25 protein-coding genes and 1 riboswitch are annotated in these 23126 nt (G+C 61.2%); of the genes, 22 read left to right on the forward strand and 3 right to left on the reverse strand.

Annotation, left to right across the window (positions count from 1 at the left end):
• Positions 1 to 16 precede the first annotated feature (16 nt).
• Positions 17 to 712, forward strand: a complete 696-nt coding sequence (lipB, locus tag GXP70_RS11335; RefSeq protein ID WP_162356714.1) for a lipoyl(octanoyl) transferase LipB — start codon at positions 17 to 19, stop codon at positions 710 to 712.
• 20 nt (positions 713 to 732) lie between these two features.
• Here the strand turns inward: lipB and prli42 are convergent, their stop codons facing one another.
• Positions 733 to 831 carry a stressosome-associated protein Prli42 gene (gene prli42, locus GXP70_RS11340; protein ID WP_162356722.1) on the reverse strand — a complete coding sequence of 33 codons (99 nt, stop codon included), beginning with the start codon at positions 829 to 831 and terminating at the stop codon, positions 733 to 735.
• Positions 832 to 907: 76 nt separating this feature from the next.
• On the opposite strand from prli42, the gene GXP70_RS11345 reads away from it, so the two are divergent.
• Positions 908 to 2041, forward strand: coding sequence for a M20/M25/M40 family metallo-hydrolase (locus GXP70_RS11345; RefSeq protein WP_162356724.1), 1134 nt, complete (start codon positions 908 to 910; stop codon positions 2039 to 2041).
• Positions 2042 to 2197: 156 nt separating this feature from the next.
• Here GXP70_RS11345 and mciZ read toward each other — a convergent pair whose 3' ends face one another.
• A complete protein-coding gene (gene mciZ / locus GXP70_RS11350) occupies positions 2198 to 2359 on the reverse strand; it encodes a Z-ring formation inhibitor MciZ (protein WP_162356725.1) in 162 nt (53 codons plus the stop codon).
• A gap of 103 nt (positions 2360 to 2462) precedes the next feature.
• Here mciZ and GXP70_RS11355 point away from each other — a divergent pair, with 103 nt between their 5' ends.
• The 4 genes from GXP70_RS11355 to fur all read left to right on the forward strand — a co-directional run bounded on the left by GXP70_RS11355 (position 2463) and on the right by fur (position 5687).
• Entirely contained in the window at positions 2463 to 3020 is a 558-nt protein-coding gene (locus GXP70_RS11355) for an NUDIX hydrolase (RefSeq protein WP_192043443.1), read from the forward strand.
• Position 3021: 1 nt separating this feature from the next.
• Positions 3022 to 4227, forward strand: a complete 1206-nt coding sequence (locus tag GXP70_RS11360) for an endonuclease Q family protein (RefSeq protein ID WP_162356727.1) — start codon at positions 3022 to 3024, stop codon at positions 4225 to 4227.
• Positions 4228 to 4477: 250 nt separating this feature from the next.
• Positions 4478 to 5131 (forward strand): stage II sporulation protein M, encoded by a 654-nt coding sequence (gene spoIIM, locus GXP70_RS11365; protein ID WP_162356729.1) that lies wholly within the window; start codon positions 4478 to 4480, stop codon positions 5129 to 5131.
• 88 nt (positions 5132 to 5219) lie between these two features.
• Entirely contained in the window at positions 5220 to 5687 is a 468-nt protein-coding gene (gene fur / locus GXP70_RS11370; protein WP_162356731.1) for a ferric iron uptake transcriptional regulator, read from the forward strand.
• Between the two features lie 134 nt (positions 5688 to 5821).
• On the opposite strand, the gene GXP70_RS11375 is transcribed toward fur, so the two are convergent.
• Positions 5822 to 7168 carry a S8 family peptidase gene (locus GXP70_RS11375; RefSeq protein WP_225442850.1) on the reverse strand — a complete coding sequence of 449 codons (1347 nt, stop codon included), beginning with the start codon at positions 7166 to 7168 and terminating at the stop codon, positions 5822 to 5824.
• Positions 7169 to 7486: 318 nt separating this feature from the next.
• Between GXP70_RS11375 and ald the strand changes: the two genes are divergently transcribed.
• From ald to GXP70_RS11455, 16 genes are all read left to right on the forward strand, one after another.
• Entirely contained in the window at positions 7487 to 8629 is a 1143-nt protein-coding gene (ald, locus tag GXP70_RS11380; RefSeq protein ID WP_162360434.1) for an alanine dehydrogenase, read from the forward strand.
• 238 nt (positions 8630 to 8867) lie between these two features.
• On the forward strand, positions 8868 to 9104 hold the full coding sequence (locus GXP70_RS11385; RefSeq protein WP_162356733.1) for a DUF4227 family protein: 237 nt from the start codon (positions 8868 to 8870) through the stop codon (positions 9102 to 9104).
• A gap of 128 nt (positions 9105 to 9232) precedes the next feature.
• Positions 9233 to 10129 carry a site-specific tyrosine recombinase gene (locus tag GXP70_RS11390; protein WP_162356735.1) on the forward strand — a complete coding sequence of 299 codons (897 nt, stop codon included), beginning with the start codon at positions 9233 to 9235 and terminating at the stop codon, positions 10127 to 10129.
• 103 nt (positions 10130 to 10232) lie between these two features.
• Complete coding sequence (locus tag GXP70_RS11395) at positions 10233 to 11408, forward strand: phosphopentomutase (protein ID WP_162356737.1); 1176 nt, start codon at positions 10233 to 10235, stop codon at positions 11406 to 11408.
• Positions 11409 to 11504: 96 nt separating this feature from the next.
• Entirely contained in the window at positions 11505 to 12326 is an 822-nt protein-coding gene (locus GXP70_RS11400) for a purine-nucleoside phosphorylase (RefSeq protein WP_162356739.1), read from the forward strand.
• A 119-nt stretch (positions 12327 to 12445) separates the two neighbouring features.
• The gene (locus GXP70_RS11405) at positions 12446 to 12622 is read left to right on the forward strand and encodes an aspartyl-phosphate phosphatase Spo0E family protein (protein WP_162356740.1); all 177 of its coding nucleotides are present in this window, start codon (positions 12446 to 12448) and stop codon (positions 12620 to 12622) included.
• A gap of 48 nt (positions 12623 to 12670) precedes the next feature.
• Positions 12671 to 14005 carry a pyrimidine-nucleoside phosphorylase gene (locus GXP70_RS11410; RefSeq protein WP_162356742.1) on the forward strand — a complete coding sequence of 445 codons (1335 nt, stop codon included), beginning with the start codon at positions 12671 to 12673 and terminating at the stop codon, positions 14003 to 14005.
• Positions 14006 to 14530: 525 nt separating this feature from the next.
• Positions 14531 to 15724, forward strand: a complete 1194-nt coding sequence (locus tag GXP70_RS11415; protein ID WP_162356744.1) for a D-alanyl-D-alanine carboxypeptidase family protein — start codon at positions 14531 to 14533, stop codon at positions 15722 to 15724.
• Between the two features lie 228 nt (positions 15725 to 15952).
• Positions 15953 to 16306 carry an anti-sigma F factor antagonist gene (spoIIAA, locus tag GXP70_RS11420; protein WP_162356745.1) on the forward strand — a complete coding sequence of 118 codons (354 nt, stop codon included), beginning with the start codon at positions 15953 to 15955 and terminating at the stop codon, positions 16304 to 16306.
• Positions 16303 to 16749, forward strand: a complete 447-nt coding sequence (gene spoIIAB / locus GXP70_RS11425) for an anti-sigma F factor (protein ID WP_162356747.1) — start codon at positions 16303 to 16305, stop codon at positions 16747 to 16749. Before spoIIAA ends, spoIIAB begins: the two co-directional genes overlap by 4 nt.
• An 18-nt stretch (positions 16750 to 16767) precedes the next feature.
• Positions 16768 to 17523: an RNA polymerase sporulation sigma factor SigF gene (gene sigF, locus GXP70_RS11430; protein WP_161740662.1), complete on the forward strand. Its 756-nt coding sequence runs from the start codon at positions 16768 to 16770 to the stop codon at positions 17521 to 17523.
• 150 nt (positions 17524 to 17673) lie between these two features.
• Positions 17674 to 18519, forward strand: coding sequence for a stage V sporulation protein AA (locus GXP70_RS11435; protein WP_318652425.1), 846 nt, complete (start codon positions 17674 to 17676; stop codon positions 18517 to 18519).
• Complete coding sequence (locus GXP70_RS11440; RefSeq protein WP_162356748.1) at positions 18512 to 18952, forward strand: stage V sporulation protein AB; 441 nt, start codon at positions 18512 to 18514, stop codon at positions 18950 to 18952. The genes GXP70_RS11435 and GXP70_RS11440 overlap by 8 nt, the downstream gene beginning before the upstream one ends.
• Positions 18953 to 18988: 36 nt before the next feature.
• A complete protein-coding gene (locus tag GXP70_RS11445; protein ID WP_225442767.1) occupies positions 18989 to 20707 on the forward strand; it encodes a spore germination protein in 1719 nt (572 codons plus the stop codon).
• 134 nt (positions 20708 to 20841) lie between these two features.
• The gene (gene lysA / locus GXP70_RS11450; RefSeq protein ID WP_162356750.1) at positions 20842 to 22170 is read left to right on the forward strand and encodes a diaminopimelate decarboxylase; all 1329 of its coding nucleotides are present in this window, start codon (positions 20842 to 20844) and stop codon (positions 22168 to 22170) included.
• A gap of 129 nt (positions 22171 to 22299) precedes the next feature.
• Positions 22300 to 22731, forward strand: coding sequence for a peptidylprolyl isomerase (locus GXP70_RS11455; protein ID WP_162356752.1), 432 nt, complete (start codon positions 22300 to 22302; stop codon positions 22729 to 22731).
• Positions 22732 to 22883: 152 nt separating this feature from the next.
• Positions 22884 to 23089, forward strand: a riboswitch (FMN riboswitch).
• The last annotated feature ends 37 nt before the right edge of the window (positions 23090 to 23126 follow it).

The following is a 23126-nucleotide window of genomic DNA, read 5'->3' on the forward strand; positions in this document are numbered from 1 at the left end:
ACGAGGCGAACAAGCGATGACAACGAACGTGAAAGCGATCGATGTGCGGTATACGCCGATGATGGGCTATGCCGAAGCTTGGGAGTTGCAGAAAGCATGCGTGAAAGAGATCGACAAGGAGGAGCGGCGCGAGTCGCTGCTCCTTCTTCAGCATCCGCCGACCTACACGGTCGGTTCGCAGAAGCATCCCGAGCATTTGCTGTATTCCGAGGAAGAACTGGCGGAGCGGGGAATCGGCCTCTTCCAGATCGACCGCGGCGGCGATATTACCTATCACGGGCCGGGACAGCTCGTCGGGTATCCGCTGCTTTATCTGGATGGCGTGAACCTGGATTTGCACCGGTATTTGCGGGATTTGGAGCAGGTCATCATCAATTGGCTGGCCGGTTACGGCATCGAAGGGGGACGCAAGCCCGAATATACGGGCGTCTGGATCGGCGACGAGAAGATCGCCGCGATCGGCGTCAAATTCAACAAGGCGAGGACGCGCCGGGGATTCATCACGAGCCACGGCTTCGCGCTGAATATTAAAGCCGGCATCGCGCAGGACGGATTCCGGGGCATCGTTCCGTGCGGCATTCAGGAATACGCGGTGACGTCTTTCGCGGACGTAACCGGCATACATCTAACGATAGAACAAGCCGCCGCCGAGCTGCTGCCGTTCTTCTGCGAACAGTTCGGCTGCGAGATTGCGCTGTCGGAAGGCTTATAGGGATTTTCGCGGAAAATGAACTATTCGAACATCCAGCCGATTCCGATCAGCAGCGTGGATAGCAGCATGGCGGCAATCAATACCCAAATAAAAGCTTTCATGAATGCATTGCGACGCATGGCAGGAAGCTCCTTTCGTACAAAATAAGATAAGGCTTGTACTATTGTAACGAAATTAGAGGACGGAGGAAAGCCGATGATCGACCGGAACCGACTGATTGAAGAATTCATGGAGCTTGTCCGCATCGACAGCGAAACGAAGCACGAACGGAATATTTGCGATGCGTTGACGAAGAAATTTACCGACCTCGGTTTATCGGTGGAGGAGGACGGGGCCGCGGCCGTTACGGGCCACGGCGCCGGCAATTTGATCGTGAAGCTGGGCGCGAGCGGCGCGGAGCAAGCGCCGACGATCTACTTCACCTCGCATATGGACACCGTGACGCCGGGCAAGGGCATTCAGCCGCGGCTCGACGACGACGGCTATATCCGCAGCGACGGCACGACGATTCTCGGCAGCGACGACAAGGCGGGACTCGCGGCGATGTTCGAGGCGATCCGCGTGCTGAAGGAGAATCGAATCCCGCACGGAGCCGTTCAATTCATCATTACCGTGGGCGAAGAGAGCGGCCTCGTCGGCGCGCAGGCGCTGGATCGAGCGAAGCTGGAAGCGCAGTACGGCTTCGCGCTCGATTCCAACGGCGAAATCGGCGCGATCGCGGTGGCGGCGCCGGCGCAGGCGAAGATCACGATCAAGATTTACGGCAAATCGGCGCATGCCGGCGTCAACCCGGAAGACGGCATCAGCGCCATCCAGGTAGCGAGCAAGGCAGTATCGAGAATGCCGCTCGGCCGCATCGACCACGAGACGACGGCCAATATCGGCCGATTCGAAGGCGGCGGCGCGACGAACATCGTCTGCGATTACGTCAAGCTTGATTCGGAAGCGCGGAGCATCGTGAACGAGAAGCTGGATAAGCAGGTAGCGGCAATGCGCGAGGCGGTGGCGTCCGTGTCGAAAGATTTCGGCGCGAAAGCGGAGTTCGACAGCCGGCTGGCCTATCCGGCATTCATGCACGAGGACGGAACGCCGGTCGTCGAGCTGGCGAAGGAAGCGATCCGGAAGATCGGCGCGACGCCGCGCACGTTCCATTCCGGCGGCGGAAGCGACGCGAATATATTCAACGGCTTCGGCGTGCCGACCGTCAACCTGGCCGTCGGCTACGAGCACATCCATACGACGAACGAGCAGATCAAAGCGTCGGATTTGGTCAAGGTGGCGGAACTCGTCGTGGCGCTCATCGCCATATCGGCGGAGAAGCAAGCGTAGGCAGACGAACGCACGAACAAAAGGGGCGCTCGGGAAGCGGTAGAGTTCTTCTACGCTCGAGCGGCCCCTTTTTCAATACAGGTAAGCGTGATGTAAGCTAACTTGCGAAAGTGGGCATTATAGGGTCGACAACCGGGGCGACGCCTCCATGGGGTGTCAGGATTGAGGACGGGAGCCTTGCAAATACTCGTTCAGCGTCCGAGCGGGAACGGCCGCAGCGGATTTCAGGCCGGTTTTGCTGAGCAGCTTCAGCTGATGCCGGATTTCCCAAGCTTTCCCTACAAGCGTCAAACGGCCGTGCTCGATATATTGTTTCATCGTTCCGCACCCCTTTAATAGCTGTTTGTTAGATCCTATGATGTCCTTGGACAGGTTATGCTATCATTCATATCGATACCGATGACGAGGGAGAGAGCCGCATATGCTGGAAAAGAACGAACGATACCAAGAAGTAACCGTGAAGACCGAACCGGTTTTCCAAGGAAAAATCATTTCGCTGCAGGTCGATACGATCCAGCTGCCGAACGGCGGAACGGCGACGCGCGAGATCGTCCGGCATCCCGGCGCGGCCGCGGTGCTGGCGCTGATCGACGGGAAAATGCTCGTCGTGGAGCAATACCGGAAGCCGATGGAGAAGTTCCAAATCGAGATTCCGGCCGGAAAGCTGGACGCCGGCGAAGATCCGATGGTCGCCGCGGCGCGCGAGCTGGAGGAAGAGACGGGCTACCGGGCGGGCAAGCTGCGCCCGCTGAGCGCCTTCTATACGTCGCCGGGCTTCGCCGACGAGAAGCTGTACCTGTATCTCGCCGAAGAGCTGACGAAGGGCGAAAGCGCGCCTGACGAGGACGAGTTTCTCGCGGTGGATGCCATCACGTTCGAGCAGGCGCAGCACTATATCGCGGAAGAGCGGATCAGCGACGCCAAGACGGTGCTGGCGGTGTACGCATGGCAGATTTACCGCCTGACCGGGGAGATCTAGGATGGAACGCCAAGCAGCCGGGCTGAAGCGGGTGTTCGCGGATCTTCACTTGCATATCGGACGAACGGAGCGGGGGGAGCCGGTCAAGATTACCGGCAGCCGCGACCTGACGTTCCGGAATATCGCCCACGAGGCGGCGGTGCGCAAAGGAATCAGCCTGCTCGGCGTCATCGACTGCCACTCCCCGGGCGTGCAGCGGGATATCGAGGAGCTGCTGATGTCGGGCGAAATGGCGGAAGCGGAAGGCGGGGGCATCCGCTACCGGGACACCGTCATCCTGCTGGGCGCGGAAATCGAGGTGCGGGACGCCGGCTTCGGACTCGCCCATCATCTGGCTTACCTGCCGGATTTCGCGGCGATGCGCGACTTCACGTCGTGGCTGGCCAAGCATATGCGCAACGTGCAGCTCAGCTCGCAGCGGCTGTACGCGCCGGCGCGCGAGCTGCAGGCGGAAGTGAAGGGCAGGGGCGGGCTGTTCGTGCCCGCGCATATATTCACGCCGCACAAGAGCTTGTTCGGCAGCTGCTCCGATCGGCTGGCGGACACGCTGGACCCGGACATGGTCGACGCCGTGGAGCTCGGCCTCAGCTCCGACAGCCGGATGGCCGGCTTCCTGCCGGACCTGGACGATTACGCGTTCGTGACGAATTCCGACGCGCATTCGCTTGCGAAGATCGGCCGGGAATACAACGAGCTGCGGCTCGCGGAGCCGTCCTTCCGGGAGCTTGCGCTCGCCCTGCAAGGCCGCGAAGGCCGGGGCATCGCGGCCAATTACGGGCTGAACCCCGTGCTGGGCAAGTACCACCGGACGTATTGCTTGAATTGCGGTTCGCTGGCCGAGGAGCAGGACGGAGTGCGTTGCGCCCAGTGCGGCAGCCCGAAGCAGGTGAGAGGCGTGCTGGACCGCATCATGGAGCTTGCGGAGCAAGCCGGCCGAACGGAGCCCTATGTGCCGGATAGCCGCCCGCCTTACGTCTATCAGGTGCCGCTGGAATTCATGCCGGGCGTCGGCCGGAAGACGCTCGACAAGCTGCTCGCGCGGTTCGGCACGGAAATGGCCATCCTTCACGACGCCCCGGAAGCGGCGATTGCCGAGACGGCCGGCGAAGCCGCGGCGGCCATGATCGCATCGGCCCGCGTCGGCGCGCTGGCGCTGCAAACCGGCGGAGGCGGCAAGTACGGCAAGGTCGTCAACCGGCCCCGATAGAAGGCGTTGCGCATTCCGATAGACGGCGTAGCGCGCTTCCGGACAAACGGCAACGCGCGCGCCTGATCGGCGGCATTGCGCATCCCGATAGACGGGCGCTGCGCGCTTCCGGGGCAGCCTGGCGCCGTTCCGGGGCGGGTTATCTGAGCGGCCCATCGGAAGCTGCGCGCGGAAGGGTCGCGCGCAGGCTTGGACATAACGGAATACGCATGGACATACACTGTACCAACCCGTATTGGAGGAGTGTGCCATGCGAACTTCCGCGCTTCAGTCGTCCGCGAAGGATCAATTGTCGCTTTATGTGTTTGTGTTCGTGCTGTTCGTCGTCGGCGTCGTGTTCGGCGCGCTGATGGTCAACGCGCTGACGCTCGGCCAGCAGCAGGATCTGTCGGGCGACGTGCAGCAATTCATTCTGCATATCGAGAACGGCACGCTGCAGCCGGGAAGCGAATCGTTCGCCGGCCGCGCCTGGTTCCAGGCCAAGTGGCTGCTGCTCGTCTGGGTGCTGGGGCTTACGGTCGTCGGCATGCCGTTCGTGCTGGCGCTCGACTTCTTGAAGGGCGTGCTCGTCGGCTTCGCGATCGGCATGCTTGTCCGGCAGTTCGCATGGAAGGGGCTGCTGTTCTCGCTCGCTTCCGTCGCGCCGGTCAATCTGATCGCCGTTCCGGCTTTCCTGATCGCGAGCGTAGCCGCCGTCACCTTCGGCATGCATGTGGTGAAAAGCCGGTTTATCGGCCGTTTCGGCACGCTGGGGCGGCCGCTGCTGACGTTCACGGCCACGGCCGCGGTCATGCTGGTCTTCGTGCTAGGGGCTGCTTTAGTAGAGTCGTATTTGACGCCGATCCTGCTGAAATGGGCCGTGCCGCTCGTGAGCGGCGTCGAAGGCGGATTGGAATCATTCTAAATTATTGACTTTCCCTGATAGAACCACCTATAATTAAAGCTGAAACCAAACCGGTTCCGGCGTAAGTCATGTTGCGAGGGGGAAAGCGATGGAATCCCGGATTGATAAAATCAAGCAGCAGCTGCAATCGCAGGGGTACAAGCTTACTCCGCAGCGAGAAGCAACTGTTCGCGTGCTTCTGGAGAACGAAGAGGATCATCTGAGCGCCGAAGACGTATTCATGCTCGTGAAGGATAAAGCGCCCGAGATCGGGCTGGCTACCGTATACCGCACGCTGGAGCTTCTGAGCGAGCTGCATGTCGTGGAGAAGATGAATTTCGGGGACGGCGTTGCCCGTTACGATCTTCGCACGGATAACAACAAGCACCACCACCACCACCTCATCTGCGTGCAGTGCGGCACGATGAGTGAAATATTGGAAGACTGGCTCGGGCCGCTCGAAGAACGGCTGGAACAGGAATACGGATTTATGGTCGTCGACCACCGGTTGGATTTTCAAGGCGTCTGCAAAAACTGCCGATTGAAGAACAATGCGGCCAAACCGGCGCAACAATAACTCCCTTTCAACAGGGTGCACAGTCCATTGGGACTGCGCGCCGCTGTAGAAGGGAGTTTTTTGTCGTATCTGCATCTTGGACGCCGGTTCAATGGCCGCGACGGCTGATAGCGCCCCGCTATTGCCGGCAGCGGCTAGCGCTTGCGCCCGCCCTGTCCTTCGCTCCTTCCTTGGCGCTTCGCGCGGCTGACGCCCCCCGCGCCGCGCTTCCTGCGGCTCGCAGCCGCTTCGTTGCCGTCCGCGGCGAGACCGCAGGCGGCGTACAGCTGGACGATGCCGCAGCCCTGCGAACGCGTCCCGTAGCCCGGCACGTTCCTGGCCGTCGCGCGCAGCCGCTTCTTGATGCCCTGCGGCGTAAGGCCGGGCTGAAGCGACTTTAGCAGCGCCACGCCGCCGGCGACATGCGGGCACGACATGCTCGTGCCGGACATGATGGCGTAGCCGCCGCCCGGCCGGGTCGATTTCACGAAGCTGCCCGGCGCGGTCACGTCGATGCCATAGCCGCGGCTGCTGTAATCCGCGATCTTGCCTTTGGGCGTCGAGGCGGCCACGGCGATCGCGTCGGAATACCGTGCGGGCTGGTCGATGCCCTTGCGGTTCGAAGGCCCGTCGTTGCCGGCGGAAGCGACGACGACGATGCCGTTCTTGCGCGCGCGCTGCACCGCTTCCTTCAACGCGGAGCTCGTTTCCCCGGCCAGGCCGAGACTCATGTTGATGACGTTGACCTTCTTCTTGACGCACCAATCGATGCCTTTGATCAGATCGGACACGTAGCCCGCGCCGTTCGCGTCGAGCGCTTTGACCGCGTAGAGCTTCGCGCCGGGCGCCGTGCCGGAGGGTTGGCCGTACTTGCCGAGCGCCGCGGCGATGCCGGCGACGTGGGTGCCGTGGCCGTGATCGTCCGCGAACGAGGAACCGCCCATCGTATTGACGCCGCCGGATACGCGCAGGTCGGGATGCTTGCCGATGCCGGTGTCGATGATGCCGATGCCGGCGCCGCCGCCTCTCGTCTTGGGCCAGACTTGATCCGCCTGGATCTGACGGACGTTCCAACTCGCCCGGACGCCGCTGGATTCCGTGCGGGCATTGGCTTTCCGCGTCGCGGGGCGAAGGCCGTGTTTCATATAGGGCGAGGACGATTGGCGGCTGCCGAAGCCCGAGACCGCAAGCCGCGAGCCGTTCGAGGTTCCTTTGCCCGCGCCGTTCATCGGCACGAAACCGTGCGCATGCACTTTGAAATCCGGCTCGACGTAGCTGACGTCGGGATGCTGCGCCAGCTTCCGCAGCCTATCGCCCCGCCGGCCGTCGATATGGCAGACGATAAGGCGTCCCCGCCGAATGCTCTTTAAAGGTTTGATGCCGTAATCGGCAAGTTGTCGCACGCATTTGTCGTATTGGTCCTGCCGCTTGAAGCCGATTAGCTTTCGCGACGTTCGGGCCGTCGATCGGGCTGTCGAGCAGCTAAGCAGCAGCTTCTCCACCTTAGGCAATGCTGTTCCTCCTTTAGCGATAGGCAAGCTTGAAATCTAAGACGCTATCCGTTGCCGACTTGTATGACAAGCGTAACTTTCTTCGAAAGGGAAGGCCCGCGCCGCCATGGGACGGCGACGGCCGTTTCGCCTCGGGCTATGCGCAACGAGGCCGCTACATCAATGTATGGAGGCATCCGTACAAGGGCTTGGGCAGTCGCCTGAGAGGGCACATATTTTGTGGGAACGGGGGAAAACGTATCAGCGAGGACTGTCAACCCGTCCTCTGCCTGTATATGATGAAGCAAGGAACAGGAGAGGGAGATGCATATGATCATAGGCGTGCCGAAGGAAATCAAAGCAAGCGAGTACCGCGTCGCGCTGACTCCCGCCGGAGCGGCAATGTTGAAGGCGGCGGGACATGAAATCGTCGTGCAGAGCGGCGCGGGCGAAGGGAGCAGTTTTACGGATGAGGCGTACGCGGCCGAGGGAGCGGAGATTTTGCCCGAAGCGAGCGAAGTGTGGGCGCGCGCCGAAATGATCATGAAGGTCAAGGAGCCGCTGCCCGAGGAATTCGGTTATTTCCGCGAGGGGCTGCTGCTGTTTACGTACCTGCACCTTGCGGCCGCGCCGGAATTGACGAAGGCGCTCGTCGACAAGCGGGTTTCAGGCGTCGCATACGAGACGATTCAGCTGGCGAACGGCAGCCTGCCGCTCTTGACGCCGATGAGCGAAGTCGCCGGACGGATGGCCGTCCAGGTCGGCTCGCAGTTTCTGGAGGCGTTCTACGGCGGCCGGGGCATCCTGCTCGGCGGCGTGCCGGGCGTCCCTCCGGCGGAGGTCATTATTCTCGGCGGCGGCATCGTCGGGACGAACGCCGCGCGGATCGCGCTCGGCATGGGCGCGAGCGTCGTCATCCTCGAACGGAGCGCCGAACGGATGCGCTATATCGACGAAGTGTTCGGCGGCCGGATCCGCACGCTTATGTCGAACGGTTATAACATCGCGAGCGCGGTCCGGAAGGCGGATCTGCTCATCGGCGCCGTGCTTATTCCGGGGGCGCGCGCCCCGCATCTCGTGACGGAAGAGATGGTGCAGACGATGAAGAAAGGCGCCGTCATCGTCGATGTCGCCGTCGACCAGGGCGGGACGATCGCGACGATCGACCGCGTGACGACGCACAAAGATCCGGTGTACGAGAAGCACGGCGTGCTCCACTACGCCGTCGCCAACATGCCGGGCGCCGTTCCGCGCACGTCGACGCTGGCGCTGACGAACGTAACGGTTCCGTACGCGCTCGAGCTGGCGGGCATAGGGCTGGCCGGCGCCGTCGCGAACAACGAGCCGCTCCGCAAAGGCGTCAACACGTACAAAGGACGCGTTACGCATCCGCAGGTGGCCGATGCGGTCGGCATGCCATACGTCGCGCTGGAGCAGCTCCTGCAGAACGTCCCGTACGAAGAATTGAACTGATCGCGCCGGCCCGGGTCTATCGCGCGGCGGGAAACCGCAGCGGGGCTCGGCCGCGCGGCTCCGTCATCCCGAGCCGGAGGACCGCCGGCCGGCGCCAAGGCATGAATTGAATGCCGTTCTCATATGGTGTTGTAATGGACAACCCGGGGCCGGGCGTGCAGCCGGCGTCAGCCGGCAGCCGCGCTTGCTGCGAGAGGCGTTGTCCGATTACGCTAAGCACGGGAAGGGGACGCAAGCGATGGTAGTCTCGGTACGCCGGTGGCTGCGCCGGGTTTTATTCGTGCTGCTGCTCGGTTTCTTCACGGTTACGATGTACGGCGGGTGCAGGCTGCTTGCGGTTTGGATCGCGCCGGACGACCCTTACCGCGTGCCGCAGGGGCATGCGCTCAAAGTGTTCCATGCGTCGGACCAGCAGGAGGGAGAGAACGGCAGCATTGCCGAACGGCTTCGCCTGTTCTATTGGTATGGGGAGTGAACGGCGGTACGGGGAGAAAACGGGCGCGGCCCGTTTTCGTCTTTTTTTTGCAAGAAATACGCGCCATGTCGTAGAATGGAAGCGAGTGGCTGCAAGCGGCCGCCGATCATGCCCGAAGGGACCGCGTTATGAACGAGCATCTGAAAGCTTTTATCGAATCGCTGCAGGAAGGCAGCCGCAAACGTTCCCCGCTTACGCTGGAATCGTACGAACGGGATTTGTCGCAGCTGTTCCGCTATTTGGCCGGCGAGGGCGTCGAGCGCGTTCAGGATGTGCAGAAGCATCATCTCTCGCTCTATTTTCACCGCTTGAAGGGGCAGGGCCGGTCGGCTGCGACGATCGCGCGGCAGATGGTGTCCGTCCGCGCTTTTTTTCAACGCATGCTTGCCGAAGGCGGCGTAACGGAGAATCCGGCCTTGCACCTCGAGCCGCCGAAGCCGGACAAGCGCATGCCGGACGCCCTCGGTCTGGAGGACGTCGAACGGCTGCTCGCCGCTCCCGACGCGTCTGCGCCTGCAGGCATGCGCGACTGCGCGATGCTGGAGCTGCTGTATGCGACGGGCATGCGCGTCTCCGAACTCGTGTCCATGGAACTTGAGCATGTCCAGCTGCCGCTGGGCTTCATACGCTGCATCGACGCGAAGGCGAAGGAACGGATCATTCCGCTCGGCGGCGCCGCGTCCGACGCCTTGAAATCGTATATGGCGGAAGCCCGTCCGCAGCTTGCGAAGCACGGCGGCGAAGCGCTGTTCGTGAACAGGCAGGGAAACCCGATGACCCGCCAGGGCTTCTGGAAAATCATAAAGAAATACGCCCGGGAAGCGGGAATCGGCGCCGAGCTTGCGCCGCATTCGCTGCGCCGGGCGTTCGCGTCGCATATGCTGCAGAACGGGGCGGATCTTCATTCCGTGCAGGAATTGATGGGCCATGCCGATCTTCAGGCGACCCAGAAATACGTACAGCAGACGAAGTCGCGCATCAAGGACGTGTACCAATCGGCGCATCCGCGCGCGAAACGTCCTTAAGAAGCGGCCTCGCGAGACTCGCGGCTTGCGATCGGCGAGGCGGCTTGCGATTCGCGGCTCGCGGACCAACAACAAGAAGACAGGAAACGGAGTGAACCAAACGATGCGATTTGACCGAATTGCCGTCATTGTACTGGACAGCGTCGGCATCGGCGAGCTGCCCGATGCGCCGGCGTTCAACGATGCTGGCTCCCATACGCTGGGACATATATTGCGCGAGGTGCCCGGCTTAAGCTTGCCGAACATGAGAGCCTGGGGGCTCGACCGGATCGCGCGGCTGGGCGGCTGGGCGCCGGCAGGCGAGGCAGGCGCGTATTACGGCAAAATGGCCGAGGTTTCCTCGGGCAAAGATACGATGACCGGCCATTGGGAAATTGCCGGCTTGAGAATAACCGTGCCGTTCCGGACGTTCCCGGACGGTTTCCCGGACGAGCTCATTCAAGCGTTCGTGGAACGGACCGGCCGCGGCGTTCTCGGCAATAAATCGGCCAGCGGCACCGAAATCATGGACGAGCTGGGCGAGGAACAGCTGAAGACGGGCAAGTGGATCGTCTACACGTCGGCCGACAGCGTGTTCCAGATCGCGGCCAACGAAGAGCTGATTCCGCTCGAGGAGCTGTACCGCGCCTGCGAAATCGCGCGCGAGCTGACGATGGACGAGCGCTATGCGGTCGGAAGGGTCATCGCGCGTCCGTTCGTCGGCAAGCCCGGTTCGTTCAAGCGCACCGCGAACCGCCACGACTATGCCGTCAAGCCGCCGGAGCCGACCGTGCTGAACGCGCTCCAAGACGGCGGATTCGATGTGATCGCCATCGGCAAAATCAACGATATCTTCTGCGGCGAAGGCATCACGGAAGCGGCGCCGACCAAGAGCAACGCGGACGGCATCGACAAAACGCGGGAAGCGCTGGACAAGCCGTTCCGCGGCCTGCTGTTCACGAATCTGGTCGAATTCGACTCGCTGTTCGGCCATCGCCGCGATCCGCAAGGGTATGCCGGCGCGCTCGAGGAATTCGACCGTGCGGTGCCCGAGCTGGCGAAACGCCTCGGCGGGCGCGATCTGCTGATCGTGACGGCCGACCACGGCAACGACCCGACGTACGCGGGCACCGACCACACGCGCGAATACGTGCCGCTGCTGGTCTATGGCCCGGGGCTGTCGAAGACGGGATCGCTAGGCGTACGCGCCACCTTTGCCGACGTTGCCGCCACGATCGCGGACAATTTCGGCGTGAATCGTCCGGCGAACGGCACGTCGTTCCTGGGGGAATTGGTTTAATCGGCAGGGAGAGGGGCTCGCATCGGGCAGACTGGCCGGCGGCCGGGCGATGCGATGCGCGTCGGCAAGCACGAACATTTACGAGGAGGATGCGTCATGACATTGCAAGCAGCGCAAGTCCGCGAAGCGGCGGACTATATTTTGGGGAAAATCGAATCCAAGCCGGAGGTAGGCCTGATCATGGGCTCGGGCCTCGGAATCCTTGGCGATTACATAGAGAACGCCGTCGTCATTCCGTACGCGGACATCCCGCATTTCCCGTTATCTACGGTGGAGGGCCATGCCGGCGAATTGTTGATCGGCACGCTGTCCGGACGCACGGTCGTGCTGATGCGCGGACGCTTCCACATGTACGAAGGCTACGGGCCCGATTTGACGGCGTTCCCGGTCCGCGTCATGAAGGCGATCGGCGCCGGCAAGCTGGTGGTCACGAATGCGGCGGGCGGCGTCAACACGGGCTACAGCCCCGGCGATCTCATGCTGATCAGCGATCATATCAATTTCCAGGGGCGCAACCCGCTTGTCGGCCCGAACGACAACGAGCTTGGCGTACGGTTCCCGGATATGTCGCAGCCATACAGCAAGCGCTTGCGTCAACTGGCCGCAGGCGTCGCGAAGGAGCAGGGCTTCTCGCTGCAAGAGGGCGTCTATATCGCCGTGCTCGGGCCGTCGTACGAAACGCCGGCGGAAATCCGCATGATGCGCGTTCTCGGAGCGGATGCCGTCGGCATGTCGACCGTCGCGGAGGTTATTGCGGCGAATCATTCCGACATGGAAGTCCTCGGTATTTCATGTATCAGCAACATGGCGTCGGGGATTCTGGATCAGCCGTTGTCCCACCAAGAGGTCATGGAAACGACGGAACGCGTGAAATCCCGGTTCCTCGGACTCGTAACGGGCTTGATTCCATTGCTCTAGGCTGTAACAGAAATGTAACAATCGGGTCGACCGATTGTGACATTCTTTGTTCTTGCACCGTCGTATAATGTCCGTGATAATCTTTTACACCATCTCTCATAAAGTGGGGAATTTTGTTCATGGACAAGCAAAGCTATCATTTACTTGAGCGTCTGCGCGGACAATTGATCGCCGCAACGATGAGACATGGATCGTTCCTGAACCGGGACGTGCTGCTGCTCAGCCAGACGCTCGACCAGTTGATCGTGAAGGTACAACGAGAGAAAATGCGGAATCCGGGATCGGCGCAGGGCTGAAAGTCAGGCAGCGTTGATTTCGGCGCAACGCAGAGGAGGCAGACAAGCTTGCGAGCGGTCGACATCATTCATAAGAAACGAAACGGCGGGGCTTTGACGAACGAGGAGCTGTCGTTTCTCATTAAAGGCTATAGCCAAGGAGACATTCCGGACTACCAAATGTCCGCCTGGGCGATGGCTGTTTTTTTTCGGGGCATGGACGCGGGCGAGACGGCCTGTCTGACGATGGCGATGGCGGAGTCGGGGGACCGGGTCGATTTGTCGCCCATTCGCGGCGTGAAAGTGGACAAGCACAGCACCGGGGGCGTCGGCGACAAAACAAGCCTCGTCATCGGGCCGCTCGTCGCGGCTTGCGGCGTGCCCGTAGCCAAAATGTCGGGTCGGGGACTGGGGCATACGGGCGGCACGATCGACAAGATGGAATCGATGCCGGGATTTCGGACGGAGCTGTCGCGCGAGGCGTTCATCGCGCAGGTGAACGATATCGGCGTCGCCATCGTCGGGCAGAGCGGCAACATGGCGCCGGCCGACAAGAAGCTGTACGCGCTGCGCGACGTGACCGCGACGGTCGAATCCATCCCGCTCATCGCGAGCTCCGTCATGAGCAAGAAGATTGCCGCCGGAGCGGATGCCATCGTCCTGGACGTCAAGACCGGCAGCGGCGCGTTCATGAAGACGCTGGACGATTCCGAGAAGCTGGCGAAGGCCATGGTCGAGATCGGCACGCAGGTCGGAAGACGGACGGCGGCGCTCATCAGCGACATGGACCAGCCGCTCGGCTTCGCGATCGGCAACGCGCTTGAAGTGCGGGAGGCGATCGAGACGCTGCACGGCCGCGGTCCGGACGATCTCGCCGCCTTATGCGTCGCGCTTGCCGCCCATATGGTCGTGCTCGGCGGACAAGCGGCCGATCTGGCGGAAGCGGACGCGATGCTGCGCGAGAAGCTGCGGTCGGGCGAGGCGCTGGCCAAGTTCAAGCAGTTCGTGGCCGCGCAGGGCGGCGATCCGGCTGTCGGCGACGACCCGTCGCTGCTGCCCGAAGCGCCTGCCGTCGTGGAAGTGGCCGCGCCGAAGGGCGGATACGTGCACGCGATCCAGGCGGAGGAGCTCGGCCTTGCCGCGATGCTGCTCGGCGCGGGACGGGAGACGAAGGACTCTGTCATCGATTACGCGGTCGGCATTACGATGCGCCGGAAGGTCGGCGATCCGGTAAGCGAAGGCGAGACGATCGCGCTCCTGCACGTGCGCGAGGCTAACGCCGCCGTGCAGGAAGTGTCGAGACGCGTGCAGCAGGCGTGCGAGATCGGCGCGGAGCGGGTCGCCCCTTCGCCGCTGCTCCTGTCGATCGTGACGGAGCAGGGCGTTCAACGTCTGGCGAATTAGGCAGTGAATAAGCCGCGCAGGCCGTCTGCGGCCGAAACAAAAGCGTCGAGAAGTCCATAGGACCCTCGGCGCTTTTGTTTTTTAGGGGGAGCGCATCCGGAACAGGGGCCGGATGCTTCGAGGCCGTAGAGAGACCGGTGCATCACGCCCTCCTAGGTCATGAAGCCGGACAGGAGATCCGTTAATCGCCCGTTTGCATTGGGTTTTGGGATGTTTTCGGTGCTCTCCGGAGGCAATAACGGCTTCTGTGTCCGATCGCCGGCCCAAACAGACCGATTTCAAATCAATAGCAGATCCTGTGTCCGTTGCCCATGACGACGAATCTCGTTGGGCATACGTATGTCGAATAATCGAGTGCGTTCTCGGCAACCTGGGCATGCGATCAGGCATCCGGTCATGGACCGGATGCTTTTTTTACTGGAACGGCTGGAATATTTTGCACGGATCGGGTGCACACTAGGAATGAGATTTTAGCCGGTTTGCGGCCTTGGTTTGCCGCGGGCATCACTCAGGAGGAAAACATCGATGAAAAACAACTGGAAACAGCTCGTCGCCCTAGGACTGACGATGATTTTGGCGCTTTCCGTGCCTGTATCGGCCATGGCGGAGGAGAAACCGGCAGCGTCGGCTCCCCAAGCCGCGGGAACGGCGGATCTCGCGCCGTCCGCGCGTTCGGCGATTCTGATGGACGCCGACAGCGGCACGATTATTTTCGAGAAGAACAGCCATGCCAAGCTGCCGCCGGCAAGCATTACGAAGGTGATGACGATGCTGCTCATCATGGAGGCGATCGATCAAGGGCGCATCAAGCTGACGGACAAGGTGCCGACCAGCGAATACGCCGCATCCATGGGCGGCTCGCAAATTTTCCTGGAGCCGGGCGAGCAGATGACCGTCGATGAGATGCTCAAGGGCATCGCGATGGCTTCGGGCAACGACGCATCGGTCGCGATGGCGGAGAAGATCGCCGGCACGGAGTCGGCTTTCGTCGACATGATGAACAAGCGCGCCGAGGAACTGGGGCTGAAGAACACCCATTTCGCGAACTGCAACGGCTTGCCGGCGGCGGATCATTATTCGTCCGCGCACGACATTGCCGTCATGTCGAGAGAATTGCTGAAGCATAGCGAAATTACGAAGTATACCGGCATGTACCAGGATTACTTGCGCAAAACGAGCGAGAAGCCGTTCTGGCTCGTCAATACGAACAAGCTGGTCCGTTTCTACACCGGCGCGGACGGTCTGAAAACCGGCTTCACGAGCGAGGCCAAATTCTGTCTCACCGCGACCGCGCACCGGGACAACCTGCGCGTTATCGCCGTCGTGATGGGCGAGCCGAACACGAAGACGCGCAACGCGGAAGTATCGCAAATGCTGGATTATTCGTTCGCGCAATACATGAACCACACGATTTTCAAGAAGGGCGACGCGATGGGCACGGTCAAAGTCGAGAAGGGCATGCTGCCGGAAATTCCGCTGACCGCGAAGCATTCCTACAGCGTGCTGCTGAAGAAGGGCAGCTCCGTCAAGGACATCCGTTACGAGCTGCGCATCGATCCGCTGAAGGCGCCGGTCAAGATCAACGCGCCGATCGGCAAGCTGATCGTGCTGCAAGGCGATCAGGTGCTGACGGAATTCGCCGTCGATTCGCCGGTTACCGTGGACCGCGCTGGCTGGTGGACGCTGTTCAAACGTTCTATGGGCAGCCTGTTCGGCTAGACCTGTCCGATCTGGATGTATCGATCGTTTCCATCTTCCGGTTCCGCGGTTTCCTGATGAATACCGCGTAATTTGTCTGCTGCTAGCGCTCTGCTTCTAGTTTTGTCGGGGGGCAGGAAAAGCGCTTCGGAGCGTAGAATCCTCCTTCAACACGAAAGCGATATCCGAATGTTCCCAGGTTCGGGATGTCTCGTGCTCCGCAAATATGACGTTAGGAGTGGACAAAGGATGAGCTTGCAGGTTGAATTGGAGCATTACCGTAACGTGCTTATCGTCAGGCTCCGCGGCGAGCTGGATCATCACACCGCCGATGTCGTCCGGTTCAAGATGGAGGAAGCGATTCTTCGCGGCAACAGCGACCATGTCATTCTCAGCCTGAAGGACCTGCTGTTCATGGACAGCTCGGGCCTCGGCGTCATTCTCGGCCGCTACAAGCAGCTCAAGGCGAGGGGCGGCAAAATGGTCGTCTGCGACGTGAACCCAAGCGTCCACCGCTTGTTCGAGCTGTCGGGTTTGTTCAAAATACTGCCGATTCACGATAATGAGCGCCTTGCGCTCACAAGTTTGGAGGTCGTTTCATGAACGCGAGAAATGAGATGACACTGACGTTCTCCGCCCGCTCGGAGAACGAGGCGTTCGCGCGCGTCGCGGTGGCGGCGTTCGTCTCGCAGCTGGATCCGACGCTTGAAGAGCTGAACGATTTGAAGACGGCGATTTCCGAAGCGGTCACGAACGCGATCATTCACGGCTACGACGGCGATCCGGGCGGCCTCGTGACGATCGAAGGGCTGATCGAAGGCGACGTCGTCCGCTTGATCGTGAAGGACAAGGGCCGCGGCATCGAGGATTTGGATCTCGCCCGCCAGCCGCTGTATACGTCCAAGCCGGAGATGGAACGGTCGGGAATGGGTTTTACGATCATGGAAAACTTCATGGATGGCTTCGACGTGTCGAGCGAGCCGGGCAACGGAACCGCTATTGCGATGACGAAGCGCATCGAATCCAAAAAAGCGCTCTTCAATTAGCGCATAGGGGTTGACCGCATGGATGTCGATATGAAACAAACGGCGCAGCCTTACCTGGACGATTCCGAGGTGAAGCGGCTTATCGCTTTGAGCCAAGCCGGGGACACGCTCGCGCGCGATACGCTGGTGCAGTGCAACATCCGGCTCGTCTGGTCCGTCGTGCAGCGGTTTATGGGGCGGGGCTACGAGCCGGAGGATTTGTTCCAGATCGGCTGCATCGGCCTGCTGAAGTCGGTCGATAAGTTCGATCTGTCCTACGAGGTCAAATTCTCCACCTATGCGGTGCCGATGATCATCGGCGAAATTCAGCGCTTCCTCCGCGACGACGGCACGCTCAAGGTCAGCCGTTCCTTGAAGGAAACGGCCAACAAGGTGCGCAAGACGAAGGACGAGCTGTCGAAGGTGCTCGGCCGCCTGCCGACGATCAAGGAGGTCGCCGAACGGCTCGGCATCACGCCCGAGGACGTCGTCTTCGCCCAGGAAGCGAACAAGCCGCCGACCTCGATCCACGAGACCGTGTTCGAGAACGACGGCGATCCGATCACGCTGATGGATCAGATCGCCGACGATTCGCAGGAGCGCTGGTTCGACAAGCTCGCGCTGAACGAAGCGATCGGCGGACTGTCGGAACGCGAGCGGCTGATCGTCTTCCTCCGCTATTACCGCGATCAGACGCAGTCGGAGGTTGCCGCGCGCCTGGGCATCTCCCAGGTGCAGGTGTCCCGGCTGGAGAAGAAAATATTGCAGCTTATCCGCGATCAGATCGCGCAATGAGCGCATTTGGCGAAGGAGCCGATTGCCCCGGACGGGGCGGTCGGCTTTTTGCGCTTCCCGCGGAATAAACTTCCTGCGCCTTTGCTACGATTATCCTGCCGCTCCTTATCTCATACTAACAGGGAGATCATGACGATAAGGAGGGATGTCATGAGCGCTTACAGATCGCCGGGCGGCACCGGCAGCGGTTCCGGCATCGGCAGCGGACCGGGCGCCGGGAACGCGCCGAATGCAGGCGGCGGACCGGGCGCCGGCAGCGCTTCGAACGCCGGCAGCGCATCGAATGCCGGCACCGCGGCAGCCGCCGGGAGCGCGCCCGGAACCGATGCGCCGCCGAGCGTGTACCTGCGCTTGCGCAAGCGGATCGGCATCCGGCCCGAGGGGACCGTGACGCTCAAGCAGGCCGCCCGGTTGTTCGCCAGCGATCCGCAGCTGGAATCTCGGCTGGAGTCGCTGACGCTGCATCGGCATTCGGAGAAGGACGGCAACCGCGTCGTCATCGACCTGCTGCAGATCGTCCGGCTTATTCGCGAGGAGGCGCCCGGGGCCGTCGTGGACGCCTACGGGGATCCGCAGGTGCTGGTCATCATCGCCGACGCGCCCCGGGAGCCGCGCAAACCGCTGCTGATCGTCACATGGCTGCTGCTGTTCTTCGGATCGGGGCTGGCCATCATGAATTTCCATACCGACGTCAACATGAAAGACGTGCACGAGCGGATCACGGAGCTCGTGACGGGCAGGAAGACAGAGCATCCGCTCTGGTTCCAAATTCCGTATTCCATCGGCATCGGAGTCGGCATGCTCGTCTTCTTCAACCATCTGTTCCGCAAACGGTTCAATGAAGAGCCGAACCCGCTGGAGGTCGAGCTGTACATGTACGAGGAGAACGTGAACGCGTACGTCATCGCCGACGAGATGCGCAAGAAGACCGAGCCGGGCGAGGAAGCGAAGCCGCAGCGGCCGCAGCAGCCCGAAACGGGAATCGACGATGGTTAGCGCGGCGGCTGGCGCTTCGTTCGTGGCGCTGCTCGGCTTCGCCGGGGGCCTGGGCGTCGGAAGCGCGCTGGCCGCGCTGCTCATCGTGCTCGACATTATCCCGAGGCTGGCGCAGCTGACCTTTGCGTACCGCAAGTCGATCTGGTTCGAGACCGCCGTCGTGAGCGGCGCCGTGTTCTGGTCGATTGCCGATTTCCTCGAGTGGCGGCTCTGGCTGCCCAAGATCGCGGCGATGCTCGTCATCGGCACGTTCGACGGCATCTTCGTCGGGATGCTCGGCGCCGCGCTGACGGAGGTGATGAACGTGCTGCCGATTCTGGCCAAGCGGGTCAGGCTGAGCCGTTACCTCGTCAGTCTGGTGTACGCCATGGTGCTCGGCAAAGTAACGGGCTCTTTATTCGACTGGCTTGTTTTTCAATATATGGATCCCTAGCAGCAACGGACATCGACGAAGAGAGAAGGGGTATGGATGCGCCAAAACGAGAGTGGCGGGAAAGAGCAGGGAACGACGGAATTCAAGAAGCCGATCCATGTGTTCTGGCATGAGGATGCGGACGGCTTCAAGGTCGATACGGATCCGGCCGGAGACGAAGGCGGCGGCGAGAACGCCGGAGATCCGACGGAGGCGTCCATGACGCAGGATGCCGCGGCGCCGACTGACGATTCCGGAACGCAGCCGATCATCGGCCATCGCAAGCCGCACAAGGAAGAGAAGCGGACGGTGCCGATTCCGGCGACGCTGGAAGAGTTCGCCGACAAGCTGGAGGCGGAGATCGGCTATAAGACGACCTTCGATATCGTGCTGCGCGAGATGACGTTCGGCGATCGCCGCGTCGCGTTCTTCTTCTACAACGGCTTTGCCAAGGACACGGTATTGACCGAGGTGCTCAAGCGGCTCACTTACCTGCAGGCGGAAGATTACGGCGCCGCCTCGTTCCACGATTTCTTCCGGCTGTACGTGCCCGCGATTCAGGTCGTCGAGGAGTCGGATTGGGAGAAAATGCTGACGGACGTGCTGGCCGGAGGCACGGCCATGTTCATCGAAGGCGAGTCCAAAGTGCTGCTCATCGACGCGAAGGCGTTCCCGGCGCGGAATCCCGAGGAACCGACGCTCGAGCGGGTCGTCCGCGGCGCGCGCGACGGCTTCGTGGAGACGATGCTGACCAACGTGACGCTCGTCCGGCGCAGGCTGCGGGACAAGCAGCTGCGCTACGAAATCATCCGCGTCGGCGAACGCACGCAGACGGATGTCTGCATCGCGTACATCGACGACATCGTCGACCACGAAATGCTGGAAGCGATGCGCGACAAAATCAAAAATCTCAAAATCGACGGCCTGCCGCTCGCGGACAAGCAGCTCGAAGAAGCGACGGTGAAGCGGGGATGGAATCCGTTCCCGCTTGTCCGCTACTCGGAGCGGCCGGATACGGTCGCCGTCCATCTGATGGAAGGCAGCATCGCGATCTTCGTCGATACGACGCCGAGCGTCATGCTATTGCCGACGACGTTCTTCGACCTGCTGCAGCATGCCGAGGAGAATCGCCAGACGCCGTTCATCGGCACTTACCTGCGCTGGGTCCGCTTCATCGGCGTGGCGGCGTCGCTCTTCATGCTGCCGCTCTGGTTCCTGTTCACGCTGAAGCCCGAGCTGAAGCCGCCGGCGCTCGATTTCATCGGCGCCCAGAAAGCGGGGCGCCTGCCGATGGTCGCGCAGTTTCTGATCGCCGAGGTCGGCGTCGACATGCTGCGGATGGCGTCGATCCATACGCCGACGCCGCTCGCGACCGCGATGTCGCTGATCGCCGCCATCCTGATCGGCGATATCGCCGTGAAGACGGGGCTGTTCGTAAACGAGGTCGTGCTGTACATGGCCGTCGCCGCGATCGGCATGTTCGCGACGCCAAGCTACGAGCTCGGTCTCGCCAACCGGATCATCCGGCTCGTGCTCATCGTCGCCGTGGCGTCGTTCAAGGTCGAAGGCTTCGTCGCCGCGACGACGATTTTCTTCATCATGCTCGTCATGGAACGGTCGTTCAACCGTCCGTACATGTGGCCGCTCATACCGTTCAATCTGAAGGGGATGCTCAGCATCCTGCTGCGGGTGCCGGTGCTTCAGAACCGGAAACGGCCGATCTACCTGAAGCCGCAGCAGGAGGACAGGATGCCGAACGGCGGCGAATCGCGGTAGCAGGTTCGAAAAAAATACAAATGATATGTGGAATTATCCATTTCGGCGGGGAACCGAATGCGCTATACTGAGCTAAATGGTGCAAACTAATAACATTTGGGCATTTTTTTCGAACGAAAGCGGAGGGGAACTGGATGTACTTACACGGTACCAGCAAAATTAACGCGCAAGGCCATTTGGAAATCGGAGGCTGCGACACCACGGACTTGGCACAACAGTTCGGCACGCCGCTTTACATCGTAGACGAGGCGCTCGTGCGCCAGAGAGCCCGCGAATACGTGGAATCGTTCCGCGCGTCGGGATTGAAATTCCAGGTTGCCTACGCGAGCAAAGCGTTCAGCGTAATGGCGATGTGCTCGATCGCGGAGCAAGAAGGATTGTCGCTTGACGTCGTATCCGACGGCGAGCTGTATACAGCGCTGAAAGCCGGCTTCCCGGCGGCGCGCATTCACTTCCACGGCAACAACAAGACGCCGGAAGAAATCAACATGGCGCTCGACGCGAACATCGGCTGCTTCGTCGTCGACAATTTCAACGAGCTGTACCTGCTGAACGCGCTCGCGGCCGACAAAGGCAAACGCGTCAACGTGCTGCTGCGCATCACGCCCGGCGTCGAAGCGCACACGCATGATTATATTTCCACCGGCCAGACGGATTCCAAGTTCGGCTTCGACCTAGGCAACGGCACGGCTTACAAAGCGATTCAAGAAACGGCGGCGCAATCGAACCTCGAGCTGCTCGGCGTTCACTCGCATATCGGCTCGCAAATCTTCGAAGTCGAAGGCTTCGCGATGGCGGTCGACAAAGTGGCCGGCTTCGCCGTACAAGTGCGCGACGAGCTGAACGTGACGTTCCGCGTCATCAACCTCGGCGGCGGCTTCGGCATCCGTTACGTGGAAGGCGACACGCCGCTTCCGATCTCGCAATACGTCAAGGCGATCACGGATTCGATCAAGACGAACTTCTCCGCGGCGAGCTATCCGCTGCCTGAAATTTGGGTCGAACCGGGCCGCAGCATGGTCGGCGACGCCGGCACGACGCTGTACACGGTCGGGACAAGCAAAGACATCCCCGGCGTGCGCAAATATATCGCCGTTGACGGCGGCATGTCGGATAACCCGCGTTTTGCGCTGTACGAATCCAAGTACGAGGCGATCCTGGCGAACCGCGCGAACGATCCGCTGGAAGAGACCGTAACCATCGCAGGGAAACTCTGCGAAAGCGGAGACAAGCTGATCATGGATCTGGAACTGCCGAAAGCGAAGAGCGGCGACCTGCTTGCCGTCTTCTGCACGGGCGCGTACAATTATTCCATGGCGAGCAACTATAACCGGGTCCGCCGCCCGGCGGTCGTCTTCGTCAAAGACGGCGCGGCAGACGTTGCCGTCAAGCGCGAATCGCTTGACGACATCATCGGCAACGACGTCATTCCGGCGCGGCTGCAAACGTCCGCGGCGCGTTAATCGGCCGACGCCCGCCATTGGCTGGCGCAGCGTTTATCTGATTCAAAGGGGATCCAAGCGTGGCATAAGCGGTAAACTTATGCTATGCTTGGATTTTACAATGAGAATTGACAGGAGGTTTGCCAAACCATGGCTAAACAAGCAAAAATCACCATGTCCAACGGCGCCGAGGTGCTGATCGATCTGTTCGAGAACGATGCGCCGAACACGGTGGCGAACTTCGAGAAGCTGGCGAAAGAGGGCTTCTACAACGGACTGAACTTCCATCGCGTCATCCCGGGCTTCGTCGCGCAAGGCGGCTGCCCGAACGGGACAGGCACCGGCGGCCCGGGCTACACGATCAACTGCGAAATCAACCCGAACAAGCACGAGCGCGGAGCGCTTGCGATGGCGCATGCCGGCCGCAACACGGGCGGAAGCCAGTTCTACATCGTGTACCAGCCGCAGCCGCATCTGGACGGCCAGCACACGGTATTCGGCAAAGTCGTATCCGGCATGGAGCATGTCGACAAGTTCCAAGGCCGCGACAAAATGGACAAGGTCGAAATCATCGAAGCGTAAGACAAGCAGGCCGCAGCCGGTGGAGAACGTTCCGCCCGCTGCGGTTTTCTCGTATCGGGCCTGCCCGCTCCTGCGCCATTCGACACAAAACCGACGAAACAGGTTGCTTTTTCAATACGAGAGTGGTAACATTTCCACAAAAGTAGTTGCGATTTTTCCTTCGGGGTCGGGTGAAATTCCCAACCGGCGGTGATCGAAGGGCTGCTGGCCGTTGTATCGCTTAAGCGGCTTCGCTCCTTCGTCAGTCCGTGACCCGGCTCGCAAGCATGGATATCCCTTGAGGGCGTGCATGCTGCTTGACGGTGGACCTGGTGCAAATCCGGGACCGACAGTATAGTCTGGATGGGAGAAGGAAAAGGCACGCGAATACCATTTTTTCATTTCTTGCCGACCTT

The sequence above is a fragment of the Paenibacillus lycopersici genome (assembly GCF_010119935.1).
Lineage (GTDB): Bacteria > Bacillota > Bacilli > Paenibacillales > Paenibacillaceae > Paenibacillus_Z > Paenibacillus_Z lycopersici.